We start from the raw sequence: 21,694 nt of genomic DNA on the forward strand, positions 1-21,694 counted from the left end.
GTACGTGGTGGCGTCGGTCCGGGGCCGTCACTTGACGGCACCGCCGAGGGCACCAGCGGAGATGTACTTCTGCGCGAAGATCAGCAGGACGGCAGCGGGCAGGGACGCCAGCACCGAGGTCGCCATGACGGGTCCCCAGTCGGTGACGTTCGAGCCGATGTAGTTGTAGATGCCGAGCGTGATCGGTCGCACCGCGGTCGTCGACGTCAGGGTCAGTGCGATGAGGAAGTCACCCCACGCGCCGAGGAACGTGAAGAGCGCCGCGGTGACGATGGCGTTCCGGCTGATCGGCACGACGATCGACACGAACGCCCGGAAGTCGCTGGCGCCGTCGACCAGTGCGGCCTCGACCAGGCTCGGCGGGATCGACTCCATGAACGCCCGCATGAGCAGGATGGCGAACGGCACCTGGACCGCGCTGTCGGCCAGGATCAGCCCGACGTAGCTGTTGAGCAGCCCGATGTTGTTGAACAGCGTGTACAGGGCATTCGCGATGACGATCGCCGGGATCATCTGGGTGATCAGCAGCACGAGCAGGAACACCCGGCCGCCGCGCATCCGGAACCGGGCCAGCCCGTAGGCGGCCGGCGTCGCGATGGCCAGCGTCAGCAGGACGGTTCCGAGGCCGATGATCATGCTCGACAGGAAGTTCTGCCCCTGCTGGGCGAACGCCGCCTCGTACCCGGCGAAGGTGGGCGAGAACGGGAACCACGTCGCCGTGGCGGCCCCGGACGTCGCCTGCAGGCTGGTGTTCACCATCCAGTAGACGGGGAACACCATGATCGCGAGGAACACGCACCCGAGGATCGTGAACGGGATGCCCTTGGCGGAACCGCGCGGGCGGGGTGCCCGGGTGGTCCGCTTGGTCGTGATCGCGCGGGTGGCGGTGACGGTCTGGTTCGCGAGTCCGACGCTCATTCGTCGACCGCCTTCCGGGAGATCGCGATGTAGACCATCGCGAAGACGAACGAGACGACGATGAGCACGTTGCTCACCGCGGCTCCGATGCCGAACTGGAAGTTGATGAACGACTGGTGGTACGCGTTCGTGGCGAGGGTCTGGGTCGAGTTCGCCGGCCCGCCGCCGGTCAGGCCGAGGATGATGTCCACGACCTTCAACGTGTAGACGACCCCGAGCACGACCACGACGCTGACCACCGACCGGATGCTCGGCCACGTGATGTACCAGAACGCCTTGAACCCGGTGGCGCCGTCGAGCGACCCGGCCTCGTAGAGCTCCGGTGGCACGGACTGCAGACCGCTGTACAGGATCGTCGTGTTGAACGGGATGCCGAGCCACACGTTGACGCCGATCACGGCGATGAGCGCGAGGCTCGGGCTGACCAGCCACGGGACCGGGGCGATGCCCACCAGGCCGAGGAGCTGGTTGAGTGCCCCGCTGTCCTGGTCGAGCAGCCACTTCCACACCGCGCTCGAGGCGATGAGCGGCAGGAGCCACGGCAGGAGCAGCAGCCCCCGCAGGAAGCCCGACAGCGGGAAGTGCCGGCGGAAGAACAGCGCGAGGCTCAGCCCGATGACGAACTGCAGGATGATCGAGCCGGCCGTGAACAGGGCGGTGTTCACGAGGCTCGTCGTGAAGACCGAGCTCTGGAACACCGAGATGTAGTTGCCGAGCCCCACCCAGGGGGCCTCGCCGGTGAAGAAGGTCGCCGTCGTGTAGTCCTGGAAGGACATGATGATGTTCTTCACCACCGGGTAGCCGAAGAAGACGGCCACGAAGACCGCCGCTGGCACCACGAAGAGCCATCGGGTCACGCCGGATCGGAACCGGGCTCGTCGTTGCCCGGGTCGGGGTGTCGTCACGGGCGGGATCGTCCGTGGTCGTGTCTGTGTCGAGGCGCTCACGCCGGGGTCCTTTCCTGCACGCCGGAGGGAGCCGACCGGTCGGCCGGCTCCCCGTGGACTACTGCTCTTGCGACTGCGCCTGCTCGAGCGCTGCCTCGGGGCTGGCCTTGCCGGTGAGGGCGAGCTGGACGGCGGTGTAGATCTTCGTGGCGGCCTTGGGCCAGTCGGGTCCGAGCTCACCGGTGCGCGCGCGGGCGGTCTGCACCGTGGTGACGAAGGACGCGACCTGCGGGTGGTCCTTCGCCCAGGCGGCGCCGGCCTCGAGGTTGGTCGGCACGTTGCCGCTGACCTCGGACAGGGTCTTCTGCATCTTCTGCGAGTGGAGGCAGCCGACGAACTTGCCGGCGAGCTGCATCTTGTCCTTGTCGCCGGTCTGCGGGACGGTGAACGCCTCGCCGCCGAGTGGTGCGACCGTGGCCTCGCCGGTGCGCGTCGGGATCGGGACGCTGTCGAACTCGAGGCCCTTCTTCTCGTTGAGCGCCGGCAGCTGCCAGGGGCCGTTGATCATCATCGCGGCCTTGCCGGCCAGGAACTGGTTGTTGACGTCCGCCTGGGCCCAGTTGATCGAGCTCTTCGACATCGAGCCGTCGTCCTGCAGGTCCTCGACGAGCTGCAGCGCCTGGGTGGCGTCCGCGGTGGCGATGTCCTTCTCGTCACCGCCGTTCGACCAGAAGAACGGCAGGAACTGCCAGGTGCCCTCGTACGTGTTGATGTTGCTCATCGCGAACCCGTACGTCGAGCCCTTGGTGAGCGTCTTCGCGGCGGTCTTGAGCTCGTCCCACGTCTTGGGTGGCTGGACGCCGGCGTCCGCCAGGAGCTTCTTGTTGTAGTAGAGCGCGATGGAGTTCGTGTTCGACTGCAGGCCGTAGAGCTTGCCCTTGTAGGTGCTCGCGTCCTTCACGCCGGGCACGTCGCCGTCGGCGTCCAGACCGTAGTCCGACAGGTCGGACAGGGCACCGGAGGAGGCGATCTGCTGGACGTCGGGGTTGTCGAGCATGAGGACGTCGGGCAGCGTCTTGGACGATGCCTGCTGCAGCACCTTCGCGATCAGGCCGGCGCCGGCGACGTGGTTGATCGTGACCGTCGCGCCGACTTCCTTCGCGCACGTCTTGTAGACCGGGTTGTAGTTCGCGTCGTAGTAGTCCTCGATCGTCAGGGCCTTGCTGCCGCCCGACGAGGCCGATCCGGAGCCGGAGCAGCCGGACAGGACCAGGGGGATCGTGGCGACGACGGCGACTGCGCCGACGAGGGCGCGCGTCCGGCGGGACATGGAGGGGAATCTTTGCTTCATTGCAGAGCTCTTCTCTTGACGGATGCTGGGGCAGGCACGCATCGACGAGGCCGCTGACGTCATCGTCGCTGTGCTCCTGGGGCGAGAAGCTAACAGATAAGCGCTTCACCTGTAAAGCGCTTTTCTGACTCCGTGCGCGCTAGGATCAGCGCCATGGCCACGATGCAGCAGGTCGCCGATCGGGCGGGGGTCTCGATCGCCACCGTGTCCTTCGTGGTGAACGGGACGAAGTACGTGACCCCCGGCACGACCGCGCGGGTGAAGACCGCGATGCGCGAGCTGAAGTTCCGCGGCAACGTCGTCGCCCGGGCCTTGGCGAGCCGGCGGACCCGCATCATCGCGCTGCTGTTCCCGACCACCGGCAACCGCTTCAGCCCGACGACCTCGCAGTTCTTCATGAGTGCGGCGGAACGGGCGTCCGAGCGGGGCTACCACCTGGTGCTCTGGCCGGTCGACCCCGCTGGTGACGACCTCGACGACCTCGTCTCGGGTGGGCTCGTCGATGGCGTCATCCTGATGGAGGTGCGGATGGACGACCCCCGGGTCGCCGTCCTCACCGACCTGGGCGTGCCGTTCACCCTGATCGGCCGGACCCGCGACAGCAGCGGTCTGCCCTTCGTCGACATCGACTTCGAGACGACCATCGAGGACAGCCTCGACCACCTCGAGACGCTCGGGCACCGCCGGTTCGGCCTCGTGCTCGAGGACCTCGAGGGCACCCCGATGGCCGGCTACGCCCCGCACCTGCGCGTCGAGGCCACCTTCCGGCGCGCGATCGCCGAGCGCGGGCTGGCCGGGACGGTCGTCACCACCGGGCCGGGCAGCGACGGCGGACGGCAGGCCGCGAGTGACCTGCTCGCGGCGGACCCCGACGTCACCGCGCTGCTCGTGATGAAGGACGACTCGGCCGCTGGCGTCCTGGTCGGCCTCTACACGGCCGGGCGGCGGGTCCCCGAGGACGTCTCCGTGCTCAGCATCGCGTCGTCCGAGGCCAACGCCGACCAGCACTACCCGCGGCTGTCGACCATGGTCGCCCCCGGCCAGGAGCTCGGGACCCGGGCCGCCGACGCCCTCATCGAGCAGCTCGACGGCACGTCCGACGACCTGCCGCACTTCCTGCTGCCGTGCACGCTGCGCACCGCGGAGTCCACGGCCCCCGCCCCCGCCTGACCACCTGACGGCCCCATCCGAGTCTCGGCGCCGCGTCCCCGAGACTCGGGCGCAGCGACAGTCCTCGCGCCGGCGCCTCCGAGGACTGTCGCCCACCCCGAGACTCGGCCCGCGCCCGTGACCCGCCCGCGAGACTCGCGCACAGCGACTCGCCTCGCGCCGTCAGCCCCGAGGACTGTCGCCCACCCCGAGACTCGGCAATGAGCCCGCCCACCCACCGGGCAATCGTGATCCTGGTGCTCGTGTTCCGCCGCTCGATCGTGTCGGGGCTCACCTCCGGCGCCGTCAAGGGCTAGTTGCCTTGTTGATTCCTCAGGAATAGTCCGACAGGATCAGGGGAAACGTCGATGGCGACGGCCGGGACCAACCACCCCGGCCGTGGCCGCCACCGATCGGCGTCACGGATCAGGAGACAGTCATGGCTGGCAGCACTGCGCCCCCGCGCGCCCGGAACCGCGGCCGTCGCGCCGCGGACGACACCGCCCGCCGCTCCCGGCGTCGCAACCGCGTGTTCGCACTCGCTGCCGGCGGGGTCCTCGTCATCGGCGGCGCGGGCTACACGCTCGCGTCGTGGACGGACACCGAGTGGGTGTTCGGCGGCAACGGCTCGGGTGGGCCGGGCGTGGGGACGTCCGGGTTCGAGGTCGAGCAGAACGTCACGGCGCCGTTCGCCGCGGCGGGCTTCACCTCGGACGAGACGAACCCGGGCCAGGCGCTCCGGTTCACCGTCGACGCGCTCGCCCTGTCGCCGGGCACCGCGACCTACGCCCCCGTCGCGCTCCGCACCACCGCCGACTCGATCGCCGGCGACCTGGTGCTCCGGGCAGCGGTCCCGGCGTCCGGGGTCACGGTCTCCGATGCCGACGACCTGCTGTGGAACGCCCTGCAGGTCCGGGTCGCCGCGATCACGGACACCACCGCAGTGTGCGACGCCACCGCGTTCGACGTGCCGTGGACGAGCGTCGCGTCCGGGCCGCTCGGCACGGCTGCCGCCACGATCGCGCGGCCCCTCGCCGCGGCCGGCGAGTCGACGCAGGTGTACTGCTTCGAGGTCTCGCTGCCGGCGTCGCCGACCCTGCCCGCCGGCACGACGGTCGACGCGCTCCAGGGGCGGACGGCCGCGCCCGCGTGGCGGTTCGCCGCCGAGTCCGACTGAGCGCGGTCGTGCGCGGCTCCACCGCGCCGACGTCCTCCGACGAGGGCGCGGCGCCGCCCCGTCGTCCCGCCGACCGCATCCGCACCGTCGTCCTGACGGTCGCCGGCGCGATCGGGCTCACGTGCCTGCTCGCCTGGGCCGCCGTGGCGTTCACCGGGCTGTCGTTCGTCGTCGTCACCACCGGGTCGATGGCGCCGACGATCCCCGCGGGCGGGCTCGCCATCACGCACCGCGTGCCCGCGGCCGAGATCGCGGACGGGGACGTCGTCACGGTCCCGCGCGCGGGGTCGGCCCTGCCCGTCACCCACCGGGTGGTCGCGGTGGACCGGGTCCCGGGGGACACCGCGGCGCGGTCGCTGACACTGCGGGGCGACGACAACGCCTCCGACGACCGCGACCCGTACGTCGTCCGGCACGCCGGACTCGTGCTGGCGCACGCGCCCGGCCTGGGTTCGGCGCTCGTCGTGGTCACGAGTGCCCCGGCCCGTGGGCTGGCGGTCGCGGTCGTCGGCGTGCTCGTCGCGTGGGCGTTCTGGCCGGCCCGGCGGGAGGACTCGTGACCCGCGTCCTCGCCACCTCCGCGGCGGTCGCCGCGGTGCTCGTCGGTGCGACCGGGATCGGCACGACGGCGGTGGCGGTCGCCGCGACGGACTGGAGGCCCGTGGCCGAGACCGGCACGCCGGGCCGGTTGGTGCTGCACACCGGTCCGGAGCCCCTCGTGCTGCCCGGGCCGGGCAACGACGCGGACGTCACGTGGCAGGTGCGGACGAGCGTCGACGAGCCCGGCCCGGTCACCCTCGACCTGCAGCTCACGGGGCGGGGCGGCCTGCCGGGCGGGACCGACGGCGTGCTCGTGTCGGTGGCGACGTGCGACCAGCCGTGGGCGGGTCCGTCCCGTTCCCCCACGTGCAGCGGGCAGGCCGCCGCCCTCGTCGACGCCGTCCCCCTCGTCGACTGGGCGACCACCGCGCCGTCGGTCCGTGTGCCCGACCCGGACGGCGACGGGTCGGCGTACCTGCTCGTCCGGCTGTCCCTCGGTGACGCCGCGACCACGGTGCCCCGGACCGCCGAGGTCGGCGTCGGCGTGACCGCCCGCGGCGGGGACCCCGTCGTGCCCGGACGCCCGACGCACGGCGACGGCGACGGCAGTGGCGACGACGTCGGCCCGGTCGTCCTCGCGATGACGGGTGGCGGGTTCGCGGGGCCGCTGCTCGTCGCGGTCGCGGCCGTGCTCGCCGGCGTCGCCCTCCGACTCCGGCGCCCCCGGAGCCGGTCGTGAGCCGGCGTCCGCTGCACCTGCGGCGTGGCCGGATCGCGGTCGTCACCGGCATCGTCGTCGCAGCAGCCCTGCTCACGCCCACCGCCGTACCGAGCACCGCGTCGTGGTCGGACCGCGAGTGGGCGCACGGGGCCGTGGGGACGTCGTCGTTCGACTGCGGCACCGACGCGGACTACACGTCGACGGCCTCGAGCCGGTTCCTGGGCGGGAGCATCGCCGGCGTCGACCTCGACGACGTCGCCACGGTGCGCGGCGTCGACGTCGCGAAGACCGGGTCAGCCCCGGCATCGGTCGAGCCGGCCACCGCGCCCGAGCTCGGCACCGGCGGCCGCCCGTTCACACAGGCGTTCGGCAACCCGCTCGACGTCGGGCTGCTCGGCGACGTGGCGGGCATCGACCTCACCGGCCTCGGCCTCGGGCTGCCGGCCGGTTCGGCGGGCGCGGTGAACCAGGTCGCGACGGCGTCGGGCACCGGTGACGCGGTGGCGGCATCCGGGCTCGTCGCGGACTCCGGTGGCGTGCTCGTCACGCCGACGACCCCGTCCGGCGACCTGCCCGACCCGGCGTCGATCACACTCGGTCGCGCACTGCCGGGCATCGCGGACGTCACCGACGTGAGTCTCGACGTCGGCGCGGTCGGCGCGAGTGCGCAGCTCGCCGGGTGCGACGCCATCAGCGAGGACGTGTGGGGCGGGGTCGTCCAGCGCACGCTCGCGACGAACCTGCGGGCCGCGGTGCAGCAGGTCGCAGCCGACAGCGGTCCCGCCGGGCTCGAGCGCGACTACGGGATCGCGAGCCTCGACCTCCGTGTGGACAGCCCGCTCGTCGGCGCGCTGGTCACGGCGGTGAACGACACGGTGGTGCAGCTCGACGCCACGGTCGACGCGCTCGGTGGGCAGGACGGGGTGCTCGCACGGACGATCAACCAGGGCGTGCTCGGCGTCCTCGGCGGGCTCACCGGCAGCCTCGGGCTCGGCACCATCGGGGGCACGGTCGAGATCACCGGGCCGGACCTGGCGGGCGCGGTCGCGCCGCTGCTCGCCGAACCCGTGCAGGATCCCGGGGGCACGCTGTCGCTCGACCTGTCAGCCGGATCCGTCCGGGTCGACCTCGCGCACCTGCTCGGCGACGACGAGCACGGGCTCAACGACCTGCCGCCGAACCACGAGGTGGTGCTCGACGCCGTCACCCTCGGTGCGCTGGCCGACCGGCTCGGGCAGGTGGTGGACGCCTGGGCGGGGAAGATCACGACCGCCCTGACGACCGCGCTCGGGTCCCTGCACGTCCGGATCGCGCTCGCCGCCGACCTCAGCGCACCCCTGGTGCTCGGCATCCGCGTGAAGATCGCCACGCTGTCGATCGGCGTCGACACCGGGGTCGCGGCGCTCATGGCGGGGCAGACGAAGCTGTCGGTCGGGGTCGCGCTGCTCGGACTCGACCTGGGTGGACTGCTCGGCGTCGTCACCGGCCTCGCCACGTCGCTCGTGAACCCGTTGACCCAGGCGGTGGTGGGGACGCTCACGACCCGGTTGTTCGCGGTCGTCGGGACGCTCGGCACGACGCTGACGACGACGATCGGCGGCCCGGTCGTCCGCGCGCTCGGGGCGGTGCTCGGGCGTCTGCCCGGGGTGCTCTCGCTCCGTGTCAACGTGCAGCAGGACCGCGCCGCCGCCGCGCCCCCGGCCGGCCGCGCGACGACCGGGCAGTACACGCAGACCGCACTCCACCTGTCGATCGCGGACGCCCTGGTGCCCGGTGGGCTGGCCCGCGTCGACCTGGCCAGCGCCGTGGTGGGGCCGAACTCCGTGTCGCTCCTCGAGGCCGCCCGCGCCCGAGATAGGTAGCATCGTTACCTAGCTGCGCATGGTGGACAATCACCGGAGCCGCACGCTGACCGCCCGTACCCTGCCGTCAGGGGCTCGGGGCACCGAGGTCGACGGCCGCGATGATGCGGTCGACGATCCGGACGAACCGGACCCTGTCCCGTTCCGAGAAGGAGGCCAACAGCTCGTGCAGGTGCTTGTTCGTGCCGTCCATGGCGATCGAGTAGTCGCGCCTGGCGGTCTCGGTCAGCTCGATGTGACGACTCCGCCCGTCGGCCGGGTTCGGCACGCGGCTGAGGTGCCCGCTCTGCTCGAGTCGGTCCACCATGCCGGTCACCGCCGGACCGGTCAGGCCGAGGTGCTTCGCCAGGTCCTTCACGCGGACGGTCCGGTCGGCCTCTTCGGCGCGGGACACGAACTGCAGCACGGTCAGGTCGCTGGCCGAGACGTCGAGCTGGTCGCGCAGCCGCGCCCGCAGTGCGGACACTGCTGCTTCGAGTCGGGTCAGCGCCGCCACGAGGTCGAGATCGCTCACGAGCGCGCCCCCTTCGAACCGATCGGGTCCGCGCCACCGTACGCCGTGCTCACCGGGTCAGCGTATCCACATAACGAGTGGCGCGGTCAGGTTCGGGTGTCCGGCACGGGGGCGTTGCACCGTGACTGACACGTACGAGGCCGCACCTGCCGGTGGACGCGCGAGCGAGTCGGTGCGCTTCGAGGTGTCCGGCACCGATCCGGAGTCCGCGGCGCGGGACCTGGCCGCGGTGCACGGCGCCGCGCAGTGGGCCGCCCAGCAGACCGGCAGCGAGTTCGTCTACCGCTACACCGCGGTCGGCGACACCGAGATCAGCATCCGTCGCTCCCAGATGCGCGGCGTGCTCCGCGGTGCGATGCCGATCGGGACCGACTACATCGTCGCGTGGATGACGAGCGGCAGCGCCCACCTCGACATCGATGGGCAGCGGGTGGACCTGCACCGGAACGTGCCGACGCTGCTGCCCTGCGACACCGCGTTCGTCTTCGCGGCCGAGGACCACGACCAGCGCCTGGTGCACCTCGACCGGGAGCTCGTGCACCGGGTCGCCGGCGAACAGCTCGACCTGGGCGACCGCCCGCTGCGCTTCGACCACACGCGCGAACCGGACAACGCGATGTACGGCCGGTGGCAGGGTGCCCTCGCCGCGCTGTCCCGCGCGCTCCGCGTCGGCGGGCCGGCCTCCGACACCTGGGTCGAGGCGAAGTCGCTCGCGATCGCCGCGTTCCTCGAGACCTTCCCGCCGCAGCTCGACGACCTGCCGGCAGAACTGGCCCTGCCGCGGAACGCCCGGCTGCGCGCCGCCGTCGAGTACGTCCACGCGCACGCGTCCGAGACCGTGACCATCGCCGACCTCGCCGCGGTGGCCGGCCTGAGCGTGCGGTCGGTGCAGGAGTCGTTCCGTCGGGTGTTCGACGTGTCGCCGCTCACCTACCTGCGGGACGTCCGTCTGGACCGTGTGCGCAGCGAGCTCCTCGGACTCGACCCGCAGGTCGGAGCGATCGGTGACGTCGCGCGCCGCTGGGGGTTCGCGCACCTCGGCCGGTTCTCGGCGTCGTACGCGGCACGGTTCGGCGAGTACCCGAAGCAGACCCTGCGCCGCTAGCCGGCGGTCAGACCCGCGGCGCGGGGCCGGTGCTGGAACGCACCCGCAGCGTGGTCGGCAGACGGACGTGGTCCGACGCGGCCTCGCCACGGAGCATCGTCAGCAGCATCTCGACCGCGCGGGACCCGAGCTCGGCCAGCGGCTGCGACACGGTGGTGAGCGGCGGGGTGGTGATCGACGCCTGGGGGACGTCGTCGAACCCGACGACGGACAGGTCCTCCGGCACCCGCAGGCCGAGCTCCGCCGCGGCCCGCAGCACACCGACGGCCGACGAGTCGTTCGCGGCGAACACCGCGGTCGGTCGCTCGTCCAACGTGAGCAGGTCCCGCGCGACGGCCGCTGACTGCTCTTCTTGGTAGTCGCCGTCGCGGACGAGCCGCTCGTCGATCGTGAGTCCGGCGTTGGTCAGCGCGGAGCGGTACCCGGCCTCGCGCAGCTGGGCGGACGCCAGGTCGACGCGGCCCCGCAGGTGCGCGATCCGGGTGTGCCCGAGCCCGAGCAGGTGCTCGACGGCCTGGACCGCCCCGCCCTCGTTGTCGGCGTCGACCGTCGCGTGGCCCTCGGGCCCGGTGTGCGGGTCGATGGCGACGACGGGGATCGAGGAACTCGACAGGGCCGTGGTCGGGGTGACGACGATGGCGCCGTCGATGAGGGTGCCGGACAGGCGTGACAGCGACCGGCGTTCCCAGCCCGGACGGTCGGCGCCGGTCATCAGGCCGGCGTAGGCGAGCAGCTCGTAGCCGGTGCCGGTCGTCGCGCTCGAGATGCCGCGCAGGAGCTCGGTCGAGAACGGCTCGAACTCGGGCACCAGGATGCCGACGACCCCGGTGCGGGAGCTCCGCAGGCTGCGGGCGACCAGGGACGTCTCGTAGCCGAGGTCCGCGACGACCTGCTGCACGCGGATCATCGTGGCCGCGGCGACGCCGTCGCGCTGGTTGATGACCTTCGACACGGTGGGGATCGAGACCCCCGCGACCCGTGCGACGTCGCCGATCGTCACCCGGCCGGCACCGGGACGCGCGCCGAGTGCCGAGTCCATGTGCTCACCGTACCGCTGATGCGGCGTCGAAACGGCGTAGAAAACGTTATCGATATCGATTGACAAGCGACAGGAGCACCTGGCACGCTCTCCGCAGCGGCAGCGGCAGCGGCAGCGGCAGTGGATGTCGCTGCATGTCAACGACGACACGAGGAGTTCCACGATGACGAGGAAGATCCGTGCCGCGGCAGCCATCGCGCTGATCGGGGCGACAGCACTGGTGGCCACGGGCTGCTCGGCAGGCGGCAACGCGGCCGACGACGGCAACGGGAAGGTCACGATGACCTTCTGGCACAACTCCACCACCGGACCGGGCAAGGCCTACTGGGCCTCGACGGTCAAGGCGTTCGAGGCGAAGTACCCGAACGTCACCATCACGACGCAGGCCATCCAGAACGAGGACCTGGACGGCAAGCTGCAGACCGCGCTCAACTCGGGCGACGGACCGGACGTCTTCCTGCAGCGCGGCGGCGGCAAGATGGACGCGATGATCGCCGCCGGGCAGCTCATGGACATCTCCGACTCGATCAGCGCCGACGCGAAGAAGTCGATCAGCGCGGGTACCTTCGCGGGCTACGAGAAGGACGGCGCCACCTACGCCATGCCGGGCGCCGTGCTCCCCGAGGGCATCTGGTACTCGAAGGACCTGTTCCAGAAGGCCGGCATCGACGGCACCCCGACCACGATGGACGAGCTGAACGACGACATCGCGAAGCTCAAGGCCGCCGACATCGACCCCGTCGCCGTCGGTGCGAAGGACGCCTGGCCCGCCGCCCACTGGTACTACAACTTCGCGCTGCGCGAGTGCAGCCAGAAGACGCTCGAGGGCGCGGCGAAGTCGCTCAAGTTCGACAACGCCTGCTGGACGAAGGCCGGCGAGCAGCTCGAGGACTTCAACGCCACCGAGCCGTTCAACAACGGCTTCCTGACCACCGCCGCGCAGCAGGGTGCCGGCAGTTCCGCCGGTCTGCTCGCCAACCACAAGGCCGCCATGGAGCTCATGGGGGCGTGGGACCCGGGCGTGATCAGCTCGCTCACCCCGGACGGCAAGCCGCTGGCCGACCTCGGCTGGTTCCCGTTCCCGACCATCGACGGTGGCAAGGGTGACCCGAAGTCGATGATGGGCGGCGTCGACGGCAACTCCTGCTCGGCGAAGGCCCCGAAGAAGGCCTGCACGGACTTCCTCAACTTCATCGTGCAGAAGGACAACCAGGAGGCCTACTACACGGCGTTCCAGGCCATCCCGGTCAACCAGGAAGCCCAGTCGGTCGTCGACGCGGACTACCTCAAGTCGGCCCTCGCCGCCTACCAGGAGGCCCCGTTCGTCTCGCAGTACCTGGACACCCTGTACGGCCAGAACGTCGGCAACGCGCTGAACACCAGCGTCGTCGACCTGCTCGCCGGCAAGGGCAGCGCGAAGGACATCGTGGACACCACCAACCAGGCTGCGGCCAAGGGCTGACCATGACCCTCGACACCTCGCTCGGCACGACCCCGGCCACCGGGTCGGACACGGCCGCGGGGACGTCCCCGGCGGGGAGCGGTACGCCGCTCCCCGCCGGACGGCGGTCCACGCGCCGCATCGCAGACTGGCGGAAGCGCGTCGAGATCGCGGTGCTCGCCGGCCCCGCGGTCATCGTCTTCGTCACGTTCGTGATCCTGCCCGTGGTGCTGGCCGCCTACTACGGGTTCTTCAAGTGGCAGGGCTACGGCCCGCCCACCGACTTCGTGGGGCTGCAGAACTACCTGATCATCTTCCAGGACAAGGCGTTCCACGCGGTCCTGATGCACAACGGCTTCATCGTCGTGCTGTCGCTCGTGCTGCAGGGGCCGATCGCCATCGTGCTCGCGCTGCTGCTCAACCAGAAGATGCACGGCCGCGGACTCGTCCGCGTGCTCGTGTTCGTGCCGTACGTCATCTCCGAGGTGATCGTCGGCACCGGGTGGAGCCTGATGCTCCAGTCGAACGGCGCCGTGAACGACCTGCTCCAGGGCATGGGGCTCGGCGGGCTGCGGGCCGACTGGCTGTCCAACCCGGACATCGCCATCTGGACCCTGCTCGTGATCATCTCGTGGAAGTACATCGGCTTCGCGGTGATCCTGTTCCTGGCCGGCCTGCAGAGCATCCCCGAGGAGCTGTTCGAGGCGGCGGCCATCGACGGCGCCGGTTACTGGCAGATCCAGCGGCGGATCACCCTGCCGCTGCTCGGCCCCACCATCCGGATCTGGGCGTTCCTGTCGATCATCGGCTCACTGCAGCTGTTCGACCTCGTCTACATCATCTGGGGGCAGTACATCTCGTCGACCGCCGGCACCTCGACGATGGCGACGTACATGGTCGCCAACGGTCGCACGTCCGGCAACTTCGGTTTCGGCAGCGCCGTCGCCGTGGTCATGTTCGTGATCTCGCTCGCCGTCGCCCTGATCTACCAGCGCTTCGTGCTCCGCCGCGACACCGCGGGTGCACTCACCGAGAGGAAGAACTGATGGCCACCACGAGCATCGTCGCCCCCGGGCGGCGGGCCACGCGGGAGCGGCGGTCCACCGCGGCCATCGGTCGCGCGAACCCGCTCACCTACCTGGTGGCGATCCTGTTCGTCGCCGCGAACCTCGCCCCGGTGCTGTACATCGTGCTGGGCGGCTTCCGGACGAACTCGCAGATCACCACGAGCCCCGCCGGGTTACCAGCGCCGTTCGAGCTCGGCAACTACGGATCCGTCCTGTCCAGCGGGATCTTCTGGCAGCAGCTCGCGAACTCGACGATCAGCGCCGTGACCACCACCGCGGGCGTCGTCGTGCTCGGACTGATGGTGAGCTTCGTGCTCGCCCGCTACCGGTTCGCCGGCCGCGGTGCGCTGTACGCCCTGTTCGCCGCCGGTCTGATGTTCCCGATCACCGTCGCGATCACGCCGCTGTACCTGCTCGTGAAGGACCTCGGTCTGACGAACAGCCTGGCCGGCGTGATCCTGCCGCAGATCGCCTTCGCCCTGCCGACCACGGTCATCATCCTGGTGCCGTTCCTGCGGGCGATCCCGGACGAGCTCGAAGAGGCAGCGTCGATCGACGGCGCCAGCCGCCTCGGGTTCTTCTTCCGCATGGTCGTGCCGCTGTCGCTGCCGGGCGTCGTCACGGTCGGCATCCTGGCGTTCATCGCGAGCTGGAACAGCTACATCCTGCCGCTGTTCATCCTGAACAACGAGGGCAGCTACACGCTGCCGCTCGGCGTGCAGGCGTTCTCGTCGCAGTACTCGGTCGACACGGCCAAGGTGCTGGCGTTCACGTCGATGTCGATGATCCCGGCACTGGTGTTCTTCACCGTCTTCCAGCGCCGCATCGTCGGCGGCCTGACCGGGGCGGTGAAGGGGTGACGACGACGGACGCGACCCGGGACACCGGACGCCAGCCGCGCCTCCAGGACGACCGCGACGCACCCGACGCGACCGGACCCGACCGCGCCACCGCCCTGCTCGCCGCCATGACCCTCGACGAGAAGGCGGCGCAGCTCGTCGGCTACTGGCTCGACCAGACCGGCGTCGTCGCACCCATGCAGGGCGAGATGGCGGCGGCCGCCGACGGCCGCACCCTGGCGGACATCACCCGCGACGGCATCGGCCAGTTCACCCGCGTCTACGGCACCCGACCGGTCGAACCCGACGACCGCGCGGCCTGGTTGTGGGCGGAACAGCGGCGACTCAAGCGCGAGACCCGGCTCGGGATCCCCGCGCTCGTGCACGAGGAGTGCCTGACCGGGCTCGCCGCGTGGAAGGCCGCGACGTTCCCCACCCCGCTGGCGTGGGGTGCGGCCTTCGACCCGGACCTGGTCGAGCAGGTCGGCGCCGCCATCGGCGCGTCGATGCGGCAGCTCGGCGTGCACCAGGGGCTCGCCCCGGTGCTCGACGTGGTGCGCGACCCGCGGTGGGGGCGGGTCGACGAGTGCATCGGTGAGGACCCGTACCTGGTCGGCACCGTCGGGACCGCCTACGTGCGCGGTCTGCAGTCGGCCGGCGTCGACGCGACGCTCAAGCACTTCCTCGGGTACTCGGCCTCGCAGGCGGGGCGGAACCACGCGCCCGTGCACGCCGGACCGCGCGAGGTCGCCGACGTGTACCTGCCGCCGTTCGTGATGGCCCTGCGCGACGGGGGCGCACGGAGCGTCATGAACTCGTACGCCGAGATCGACGGCGTGCCCGTCGCGGCGAACCGCGAACTGCTGACCGGCCTGCTCCGTGACGAGCTCGGCTTCGACGGCACCGTCGTCGCGGACTACTTCTCGGTCGCGTTCCTCGAGGTCATGCACGGCATCGCCGCGGATCGTGGCGAAGCCGCGGCGCTCGCGCTCGAGGCAGGCATCGACGTCGAGCTGCCCACCGGGGACGCGTACCTCGCGCCGCTCGTCGAGCGGGTGCGGTCCGGTCTGCTCGACGAGGCCCTCGTCGACCGCGCCGTCCTGCGGGTGCTGCGGCAGAAGGAGCGACTGGGGCTGCTCGACCCGCAGGCGTTCGAGGACGAGCCGCCGACCGGGATCGACCTGGACACCCCGCTGCACCGCTCGTTGGCGAAGCAGTTGGCGGCGCGGTCGCTGGTGCTGCTGTCGAACGACGACGTGGTCGCTGGCGCCGGCGTTGGCGCTGCGGCGCCGGCCGGCGCCCCGGTCCTGCCGCTGCGCGCCGGTGCCGGCGCCCCGGTCCTGCCGCTGCGTGCCGGGGCATCCGTGGCCGTCATCGGCCCGAACGCCGACCGCGCCGAGGCCCTGCAGGGCTGCTACTCGTTCGCCAACCACGTGCTCGCGTCGCACCCCGACCTGCCGCTCGGTTTCGCCATCCCGACCGTGCGCGAGGCGATGGTCGACGCCCTCGGCGACGACGCCGTGCGCTTCGCCGCGGGCTGCGCCGTCACCGGGTCCGACCGTGCCGGGTTCGCGGACGCCGTCGCCGTGGCCGCTGCCTCCGACGTCGCGGTCGTCGTCGTCGGCGACCAGGCCGGCCTGTTCGGCCGCGGCACCGTCGGCGAGGGGAACGACACCGAGTCGCTCGACCTGCCGGGCGTGCAACGCTCGCTCGTCGAGGCGGTCGTCGCCACCGGCACGCCGACCGTGATGGTGCTGCTCACAGGGCGGCCGTACGCCATCGCGTGGGCGCTCGACGGCGACGGCGACGGCGTCGTCGCCGCTGGCTCGGCCGGCTCGGGACGTCCGGCGGCCGTCGTGCAGGCGTTCTTCCCCGGCGAGGAGGGCGGCACCGCCATCGCCGAGCTGCTCACCGGCGCCGCATCGCCGTCCGGTCGCCTGCCCGTGTCGCTGCCGCGTGCCGCCGGCGCCCAGCCGTACACGTACCTGCACCCGCGGCTCGGGGGGCCCTCGGACGTCACCGCCGCCGACTCGACGCCGGTCCGCCCGTTCGGCTTCGGCCTCGGCTACACGACGTTCGCGTACGACGACCTGGTCGTCGACGCGTCCGTCCGCTCCGACGCCGTGTTCGAGGCATCCGTGACCGTCCGCAACACGGGCGCACACGAGGGCGAGGACGTCGTCCAGCTCTACGGCCACGACGTGCACGGCAGCGTCACCCGACCCGAGGTCCAGCTGCTCGGCTACGCGCGCGTCGCGCTCGCCGCGGGGGAGTCCACCCGCGTCCGCTTCCGCGTCCCCGTCCAGCGGTTCGCGTTCACCGACCGTCGCATGCGCCGGGTCGTCGAACCCGGTGCCGTGCAGGTCTGGGTCGCGTCCCACGCGGCGGCGTCACGACCGGGAGGCCCGCTGCCGGCAGGTGGGATCGTCGCGTCCGGCGACGGGCCGGTCCGACACCCCGTCCCCGGCTCCGCGACGGAGCGCGCCACGGTCGACGTGACGGGGCCGGTGCGCGAGGTGACGCTGGACGACCCGCGGGTCGTCGAGTGGACGGTGGCCTGAACCGGGGCCGCGCCGACGGGGCGGGCCGTGCGGACGGATCAGGACGCACGGCCCGCCCCCGGCAGCGCTACCGCGAACCCTGCTGCAGGGTCTCGGGCAGTGGCGGCAGGGGACGATCGCTGTCGGCGACCCGGGTCAGCCGTGCTGCCAGTGGTCGGAAGAGCGCCGACAGTAGCACCTTGTCCGCCACACCCCGGGCGGCGAGCCCGAGCCGCGTACGCGGGTACGCGAAGTGCACGATGCCCTTCGGGATGCCCTGGATCTTGTCGACCAGGGGGCGCATCCACGTGTCGAAGGCGTCGAGCGCGCGGTCGAGGTCCTCGTCCGCCGTGACCGATGCCGCCAGCACGTACCCGCTCGTCAGGGCGAGCGAAGCGCCACCGCCACCCATCGGTGTCACGCACCAGGCCGCATCGCCGATCACGCACACGCGGCCGCGGTGCCAGCGCGGCATCCGGATCTGGGTCAGCTCGTCCAGGTAGACGTCGTCCGAGCCGTCGAACCCGTCGAGCACGCGCTCGGTCTGCCAGCCGGCGTCGGCGTAGCGGGTCCGCAGTGTCGCTAGGGCCTCCGACCGCGAGCGGCCGACCAGGTCGTCGCCGCCGGCGTAGGCCAGGATCGCCCGCGTCGTGCCGTACGGGTCCGGGCGCAGGTGGATCTGACGCCCGCCGACGGCGTTGTACCAGCGCCAGCGGTCGTCGTCGGACGGCGTGCGCGGGATCGTCCCGAAGACCATGGTCACCCCGAGGTCCCGCTCGTCGACCTCGCCCTCCGCGGCGAAGAGCCGGTCGCGGGTCCGGGAGCGGACGCCCTCGGCGATGACCACGAGGTCGGCGTCGAGCACCCGTCCGGCGTCGGTGGTCACGGTCGCCCGGCGTCCGCCGGCCTGGTCGTCGACGTCCTGGATCGTCTCGCCGTAGACGATGCTGACGCCGTCGGGCAGGTCGTCGAGGATCACCCGGGCGAAGTCGCCGCGCAGGACCTCGAGTTCTGCGGTGGCACCGTCCGGGCCGTCGGAGGGCAGCTCGGACCGGACGTTGCCCTCACGATCGACGATCACCGTCCCGGTCTCGGTCGTGTTGCGTGCGCGGACGGCGTCGACCAGGCCCATGCGGTCGAGCACCTCGCGAGCGACCCCGCGGACGTCGACGTTCTGCCCGCCGTCGCGGAAGGACGGCGCACGTTCGATCACCGTCACCTGCCACCCGACGTGGCGCAACCACCAGGCGGCGGACAGGCCTGCGATGCTGGCTCCGGAGATCACTGCGTGCTGTGAGGTCATGCTTTACAGTAAAGCAACTGCACAGTAAAGGAACCTGGATGCCCGACATCGACCCCCTCACCACGGTGTGGTCCGACGACGAGGTGGCCGTCATGCACGCGATGCGCGACTGGGCCGTCACCTTCGACGAACTCCAGCGCCACCTGTCGTCGTGGATCGGTCTGCCCGGTTCCGACGCGAACGCCCTCGGGCAGATCGTGTGGGCGGACCAGGCCGGCGAGCCACTCTCCCCGGCGCAGTTGGCCCGGCGGATCGGCATGACGTCGGGCGCCACGTCGGTACTGCTCGACCGCCTCGAAGGGGCCGGGCACGTCACCCGGCACCGCGAGAGCGCCGACCGACGGCGGGTCACCCTGCGGCCGACCGAGTCCGCGCGAGCCGAGAGCGGGCGGTTCCTCGCGTTCTCCGGTGCCGAGATCGCCGCCACGGTGCGGGACACCGATCCTGAGGAGACGCGGGTCGTCCTGGCGTTCCTGCGACGCATGACCGACGCCGCCGCGTCGGCGAACGGTCGCCTGCAGGCACGCTGAGGGAACCGACGGGCGGCGTCGCCGCGCTCAGTGCTCCTTGACGAGCGCCTCGACGTTGTTGCCGTCGGGGTCGCTCACGAACGCCGCGTAGGCGCGGTACTCGGGCCAGTACCGAGGCTCGTGGCGCGAGAGTCCGCCGGACGCGACGGCCGCCCGGTGGAACGCATCGACCTCGGTGCGGCTCGACGCCTCGAACGCCAGGTGCAGACCACGGGTCACCGTCGCCGTCGTGGGTGCGGTCTCGAGTGAGACGCTCGGGGTGTCCTGGCCGGTGGTCCAGTACTCCGCGATGGACTCGGTGCGGTAGCCCGCCTCGACCCCCAGTGGCGCGAGTGCCGCCGTGTAGAAGGCCTCGCTCGCGGCGAAGTCGCTGGCGAAGACCCCGAGGTGGTGGATGAGGCGACGGTTCGGCACGCCTCGAACCTAGCCGCCCACGGAGGGACCGGCCGGGTCACGAACGGGTCGACGGTCCCTTCTGCCGCGCAGGCGTCGAGGAGCTTCCCGACCGCCGTGGCCGTCGAGTCCCACGAGGCTGCGACGGCGTCCCGCCGTCAGGACGCCGCCGTGATCGTGGCCCGGGCCGTGTCGATGACCCGCATCACGCCGACGACATCGTCGTGCGTGTGCACCGGCGACTCGATCCGCCCCTCGGCCGCGAAGGACGCGAGTGCGGTGGCCTGGTAGGCGAGCCCGTCATGCAGCACCTCGAGTCGCTGGTCCGTCCAGGTCGCGGACTCCGACGCCGCGAAGTTCCCACGAACCGCGGTGATCGACGAGGGCCCGAAGAACGGGCTGCCGATGTCGATGCGTCCCTCGGTGCCGACGACCGAGGCTCGCACGGGCAGCGCGGTCTCGAGCGACGTCGACAGCATCGACCGGGCTCCGCCCGCGTACGAGAGCAGCAGGTCGGCGCGCACGTCGACGCCGCCCGGACCGCTCGCCCCTTCGACCAGCACGCGGTCGGGGGAGCCGAGCACCGAGGCGGCGAACGAGATCGGGTAGACACCGGCGTCCAGCAGCGCGCCGCCGCCGAGCTCGGGCGCCCACAGGCGGTGCCCCGGGTCGTACGGCATCACGAACCCGAAGTCGGCGGTCACGAGCCGGACGGTGCCGATCGTGCCGTCGGTGAGCAGTCGCCGCATGATGTCCGACTGCGGCAGGTACCGCGTCCACATCGCCTCCATGACGAGCACGCCGGCGGCCCGTCCCGCACCGGTGACCTCCTGCGCCTCGGCAGCGGACATCGCGATCGGCTTCTCGATCAGGACGTGCTTGCCGGCGGCGATCGCAGCGAGGGCCTGCTCGCGGTGCAGCGGGTGCGGGGTGGCGACGTAGACGACGTCGACCTCGGCGTCGGTCACGAGCGCCTCGACACTCGACACGGTCCGGTCGATGCCGTGCGCTGCGGCGAACGCGCTGGTCTTCGCGGCGTCACGGGCGGTCACGGCGACCGCGCGCTGCGGCGTGTGCCGGTGGATCGCGGTGACGAACTTACCGGCGATGCCGGTGCCGATCACGCCCCACCGCAGGGCCGGCACGGCGTCGGGGTCGGGCAGGACCGGGGTGGGCAGCGTCAGGGTCATCGTCGTCCTCTCGCAGGGATTGGCTCGTGCCATCCCAGCCTACGTGTCCTTCGCACGTGCCAGACTGGTCCGGTGACGACGGGGATCGACGACCTGCCGGAGCGGCGCTCCACCGGTGGCCGCCTGCCGACGATGCGTGACGTCGCCGAGCACGTCGGGATGTCCCGGCAGCTCGTCTCGCTCGTGCTCCGCGGTGCGCCCGGTCCCAGCGCCGAGTCCCGCGACCGGATCCTCGCCGCGGCCGCTGAGCTCGGCTACCGTCCGCACACCTCGGCCCGGCTGCTCCGCGAAGGCCGCACGCGGCTCATCGGTGCGGTCTTCAGCATGCGCAACCCGTTCCAGGTCCGGTTCGTCGAACGGCTCTTCGCCCGTGCCGCCGAGCAGGGCTTCGGTGTCGCCCTCGGGCCCGCCGGCGCAGAGCGCTCCACGGACCAGGTGGTGGCCGACCTGCTCGGTGAACGCGTCGAGGCCCTCGTCGTGTTCAACCCCGACCCCGACGCGACCGCGCTCGAGCAGGCGAGCCGCCTCGTGCCGGTCGTGCTCCTCGGCGAGTGGACGGACGCCCCGTACGCCGACAACGTGCACGTGGACGAGGCCGGTGGACTCCGCGCCGCGGTCGAGCACCTGGTCGGTCTCGGTCACCGCCGCATCGCCTACGTCGGTGGCGAGGACGGGCTGGTCGGCCTCGATCGTGCGACCGCCTACCGTGCCGCGATGCAGGGCGCCGGACTCGCAGCCGAGACCGACGTCGTCCCCAGCGGCTTCAGCGAAGAGGGTGGCGCCGCGGCCGCCCGCACGCTCGTCGCCCGCGACACCCTGCCCACCGCCGTGGTCTGCTGTGGTGACCAGTGCGCCACGGGCCTGCTCGCCGTCTTCGCGCAGCACGGGGTCGACGTGCCGCGGCGGGTGTCGGTGGTCGGCTTCGACGACAGCTACCTCGCGTCGCTCAGCTACCACCGCCTGACGTCGGTGCACCAGGACGTCGAAGCGACGGTGGATGCAGCGCTCGCCGCCGTGCTCGACCGGACCTCGGGCGGCGGTGGCGAGCGTCGTCGTGTCGCGACACCGACCCGCTTCGTGGTGCGTGCGTCGACGGGTCCTGCCGAGCGCTGAGCGTCGAGCGTCGAG

The 21,694-nt window shown here is 71.8% G+C and carries 20 protein-coding genes; 12 read left to right on the forward strand and 8 right to left on the reverse strand.

Annotated elements, in window-relative coordinates:
* Positions 1-27 precede the first annotated feature (27 nt).
* The 3 genes from DEJ14_RS04025 to DEJ14_RS04035 form a co-directional block, all read right to left on the reverse strand.
* Positions 28-918 (reverse strand): carbohydrate ABC transporter permease, encoded by an 891-nt coding sequence (locus DEJ14_RS04025; protein ID WP_111084887.1) that lies wholly within the window; start codon positions 916-918, stop codon positions 28-30.
* Complete coding sequence (locus DEJ14_RS04030; RefSeq protein ID WP_111084886.1) at positions 915-1,775, reverse strand: carbohydrate ABC transporter permease; 861 nt, start codon at positions 1,773-1,775, stop codon at positions 915-917. Before DEJ14_RS04030 ends, DEJ14_RS04025 begins: the two co-directional genes overlap by 4 nt.
* A 148-nt stretch (positions 1,776-1,923) precedes the next feature.
* Positions 1,924-3,135, reverse strand: coding sequence for a sugar ABC transporter substrate-binding protein (locus tag DEJ14_RS04035; RefSeq protein WP_111084885.1), 1,212 nt, complete (start codon positions 3,133-3,135; stop codon positions 1,924-1,926).
* A 174-nt stretch (positions 3,136-3,309) separates the two neighbouring features.
* Between DEJ14_RS04035 and DEJ14_RS04040 the strand changes: the two genes are divergently transcribed.
* From DEJ14_RS04040 to DEJ14_RS04060, 5 genes are all read left to right on the forward strand, one after another.
* A complete protein-coding gene (locus tag DEJ14_RS04040; protein ID WP_181437475.1) occupies positions 3,310-4,326 on the forward strand; it encodes a LacI family DNA-binding transcriptional regulator in 1,017 nt (338 codons plus the stop codon).
* Between the two features lie 418 nt (positions 4,327-4,744).
* Positions 4,745-5,482 carry an acyl-CoA dehydrogenase gene (locus DEJ14_RS04045; RefSeq protein ID WP_258373227.1) on the forward strand — a complete coding sequence of 246 codons (738 nt, stop codon included), beginning with the start codon at positions 4,745-4,747 and terminating at the stop codon, positions 5,480-5,482.
* 8 nt (positions 5,483-5,490) lie between these two features.
* Positions 5,491-6,042: a signal peptidase I gene (locus DEJ14_RS04050; RefSeq protein WP_111084884.1), complete on the forward strand. Its 552-nt coding sequence runs from the start codon at positions 5,491-5,493 to the stop codon at positions 6,040-6,042.
* Positions 6,039-6,761 carry a hypothetical protein gene (locus DEJ14_RS04055; protein ID WP_111084883.1) on the forward strand — a complete coding sequence of 241 codons (723 nt, stop codon included), beginning with the start codon at positions 6,039-6,041 and terminating at the stop codon, positions 6,759-6,761. Before DEJ14_RS04050 ends, DEJ14_RS04055 begins: the two co-directional genes overlap by 4 nt.
* Positions 6,758-8,605, forward strand: coding sequence for a choice-of-anchor G family protein (locus tag DEJ14_RS04060; protein ID WP_111084882.1), 1,848 nt, complete (start codon positions 6,758-6,760; stop codon positions 8,603-8,605). Before DEJ14_RS04055 ends, DEJ14_RS04060 begins: the two co-directional genes overlap by 4 nt.
* Before the next feature lie 67 nt (positions 8,606-8,672).
* Here DEJ14_RS04060 and DEJ14_RS04065 read toward each other — a convergent pair whose 3' ends face one another.
* A complete protein-coding gene (locus tag DEJ14_RS04065) occupies positions 8,673-9,119 on the reverse strand; it encodes a MarR family winged helix-turn-helix transcriptional regulator (protein WP_111084920.1) in 447 nt (148 codons plus the stop codon).
* Positions 9,120-9,240: 121 nt separating this feature from the next.
* Between DEJ14_RS04065 and DEJ14_RS04070 the strand changes: the two genes are divergently transcribed.
* Positions 9,241-10,224, forward strand: coding sequence for an AraC family transcriptional regulator (locus DEJ14_RS04070; protein ID WP_181437474.1), 984 nt, complete (start codon positions 9,241-9,243; stop codon positions 10,222-10,224).
* A 7-nt stretch (positions 10,225-10,231) separates the two neighbouring features.
* Here DEJ14_RS04070 and DEJ14_RS04075 read toward each other — a convergent pair whose 3' ends face one another.
* A complete protein-coding gene (locus DEJ14_RS04075; protein ID WP_111084880.1) occupies positions 10,232-11,263 on the reverse strand; it encodes a LacI family DNA-binding transcriptional regulator in 1,032 nt (343 codons plus the stop codon).
* 163 nt (positions 11,264-11,426) lie between these two features.
* Between DEJ14_RS04075 and DEJ14_RS04080 the strand changes: the two genes are divergently transcribed.
* The 4 genes from DEJ14_RS04080 to DEJ14_RS04095 all read left to right on the forward strand — a co-directional run bounded on the left by DEJ14_RS04080 (position 11,427) and on the right by DEJ14_RS04095 (position 17,171).
* Positions 11,427-12,725, forward strand: coding sequence for an ABC transporter substrate-binding protein (locus tag DEJ14_RS04080; RefSeq protein ID WP_111084879.1), 1,299 nt, complete (start codon positions 11,427-11,429; stop codon positions 12,723-12,725).
* A 2-nt stretch (positions 12,726-12,727) separates the two neighbouring features.
* Positions 12,728-13,750 carry a carbohydrate ABC transporter permease gene (locus DEJ14_RS04085; protein WP_111084878.1) on the forward strand — a complete coding sequence of 341 codons (1,023 nt, stop codon included), beginning with the start codon at positions 12,728-12,730 and terminating at the stop codon, positions 13,748-13,750.
* A complete protein-coding gene (locus DEJ14_RS04090) occupies positions 13,750-14,631 on the forward strand; it encodes a carbohydrate ABC transporter permease (protein WP_111084877.1) in 882 nt (293 codons plus the stop codon). Before DEJ14_RS04085 ends, DEJ14_RS04090 begins: the two co-directional genes overlap by 1 nt.
* A 107-nt stretch (positions 14,632-14,738) precedes the next feature.
* Entirely contained in the window at positions 14,739-17,171 is a 2,433-nt protein-coding gene (locus DEJ14_RS04095; RefSeq protein ID WP_111084919.1) for a beta-glucosidase family protein, read from the forward strand.
* A 67-nt stretch (positions 17,172-17,238) separates the two neighbouring features.
* Here DEJ14_RS04095 and DEJ14_RS04100 read toward each other — a convergent pair whose 3' ends face one another.
* Entirely contained in the window at positions 17,239-18,453 is a 1,215-nt protein-coding gene (locus tag DEJ14_RS04100; RefSeq protein ID WP_111084876.1) for an FAD-dependent monooxygenase, read from the reverse strand.
* A gap of 38 nt (positions 18,454-18,491) precedes the next feature.
* Here DEJ14_RS04100 and DEJ14_RS04105 point away from each other — a divergent pair, with 38 nt between their 5' ends.
* The gene (locus DEJ14_RS04105) at positions 18,492-18,983 is read left to right on the forward strand and encodes a MarR family winged helix-turn-helix transcriptional regulator (protein ID WP_111084875.1); all 492 of its coding nucleotides are present in this window, start codon (positions 18,492-18,494) and stop codon (positions 18,981-18,983) included.
* 27 nt (positions 18,984-19,010) lie between these two features.
* Here DEJ14_RS04105 and DEJ14_RS04110 read toward each other — a convergent pair whose 3' ends face one another.
* Both DEJ14_RS04110 and DEJ14_RS04115 read right to left on the reverse strand, forming a co-directional pair.
* On the reverse strand, positions 19,011-19,397 hold the full coding sequence (locus DEJ14_RS04110) for a VOC family protein (protein WP_111084874.1): 387 nt from the start codon (positions 19,395-19,397) through the stop codon (positions 19,011-19,013).
* Between the two features lie 137 nt (positions 19,398-19,534).
* Positions 19,535-20,566: a Gfo/Idh/MocA family protein gene (locus DEJ14_RS04115; protein ID WP_111084873.1), complete on the reverse strand. Its 1,032-nt coding sequence runs from the start codon at positions 20,564-20,566 to the stop codon at positions 19,535-19,537.
* Positions 20,567-20,638: 72 nt separating this feature from the next.
* Between DEJ14_RS04115 and DEJ14_RS04120 the strand changes: the two genes are divergently transcribed.
* Positions 20,639-21,679: a LacI family DNA-binding transcriptional regulator gene (locus tag DEJ14_RS04120; protein ID WP_220036404.1), complete on the forward strand. Its 1,041-nt coding sequence runs from the start codon at positions 20,639-20,641 to the stop codon at positions 21,677-21,679.
* Positions 21,680-21,694: the final 15 nt, after the last annotated feature.

The sequence above is a fragment of the Curtobacterium sp. MCJR17_020 genome (assembly GCF_003234365.2).
Lineage (GTDB): Bacteria > Actinomycetota > Actinomycetes > Actinomycetales > Microbacteriaceae > Curtobacterium.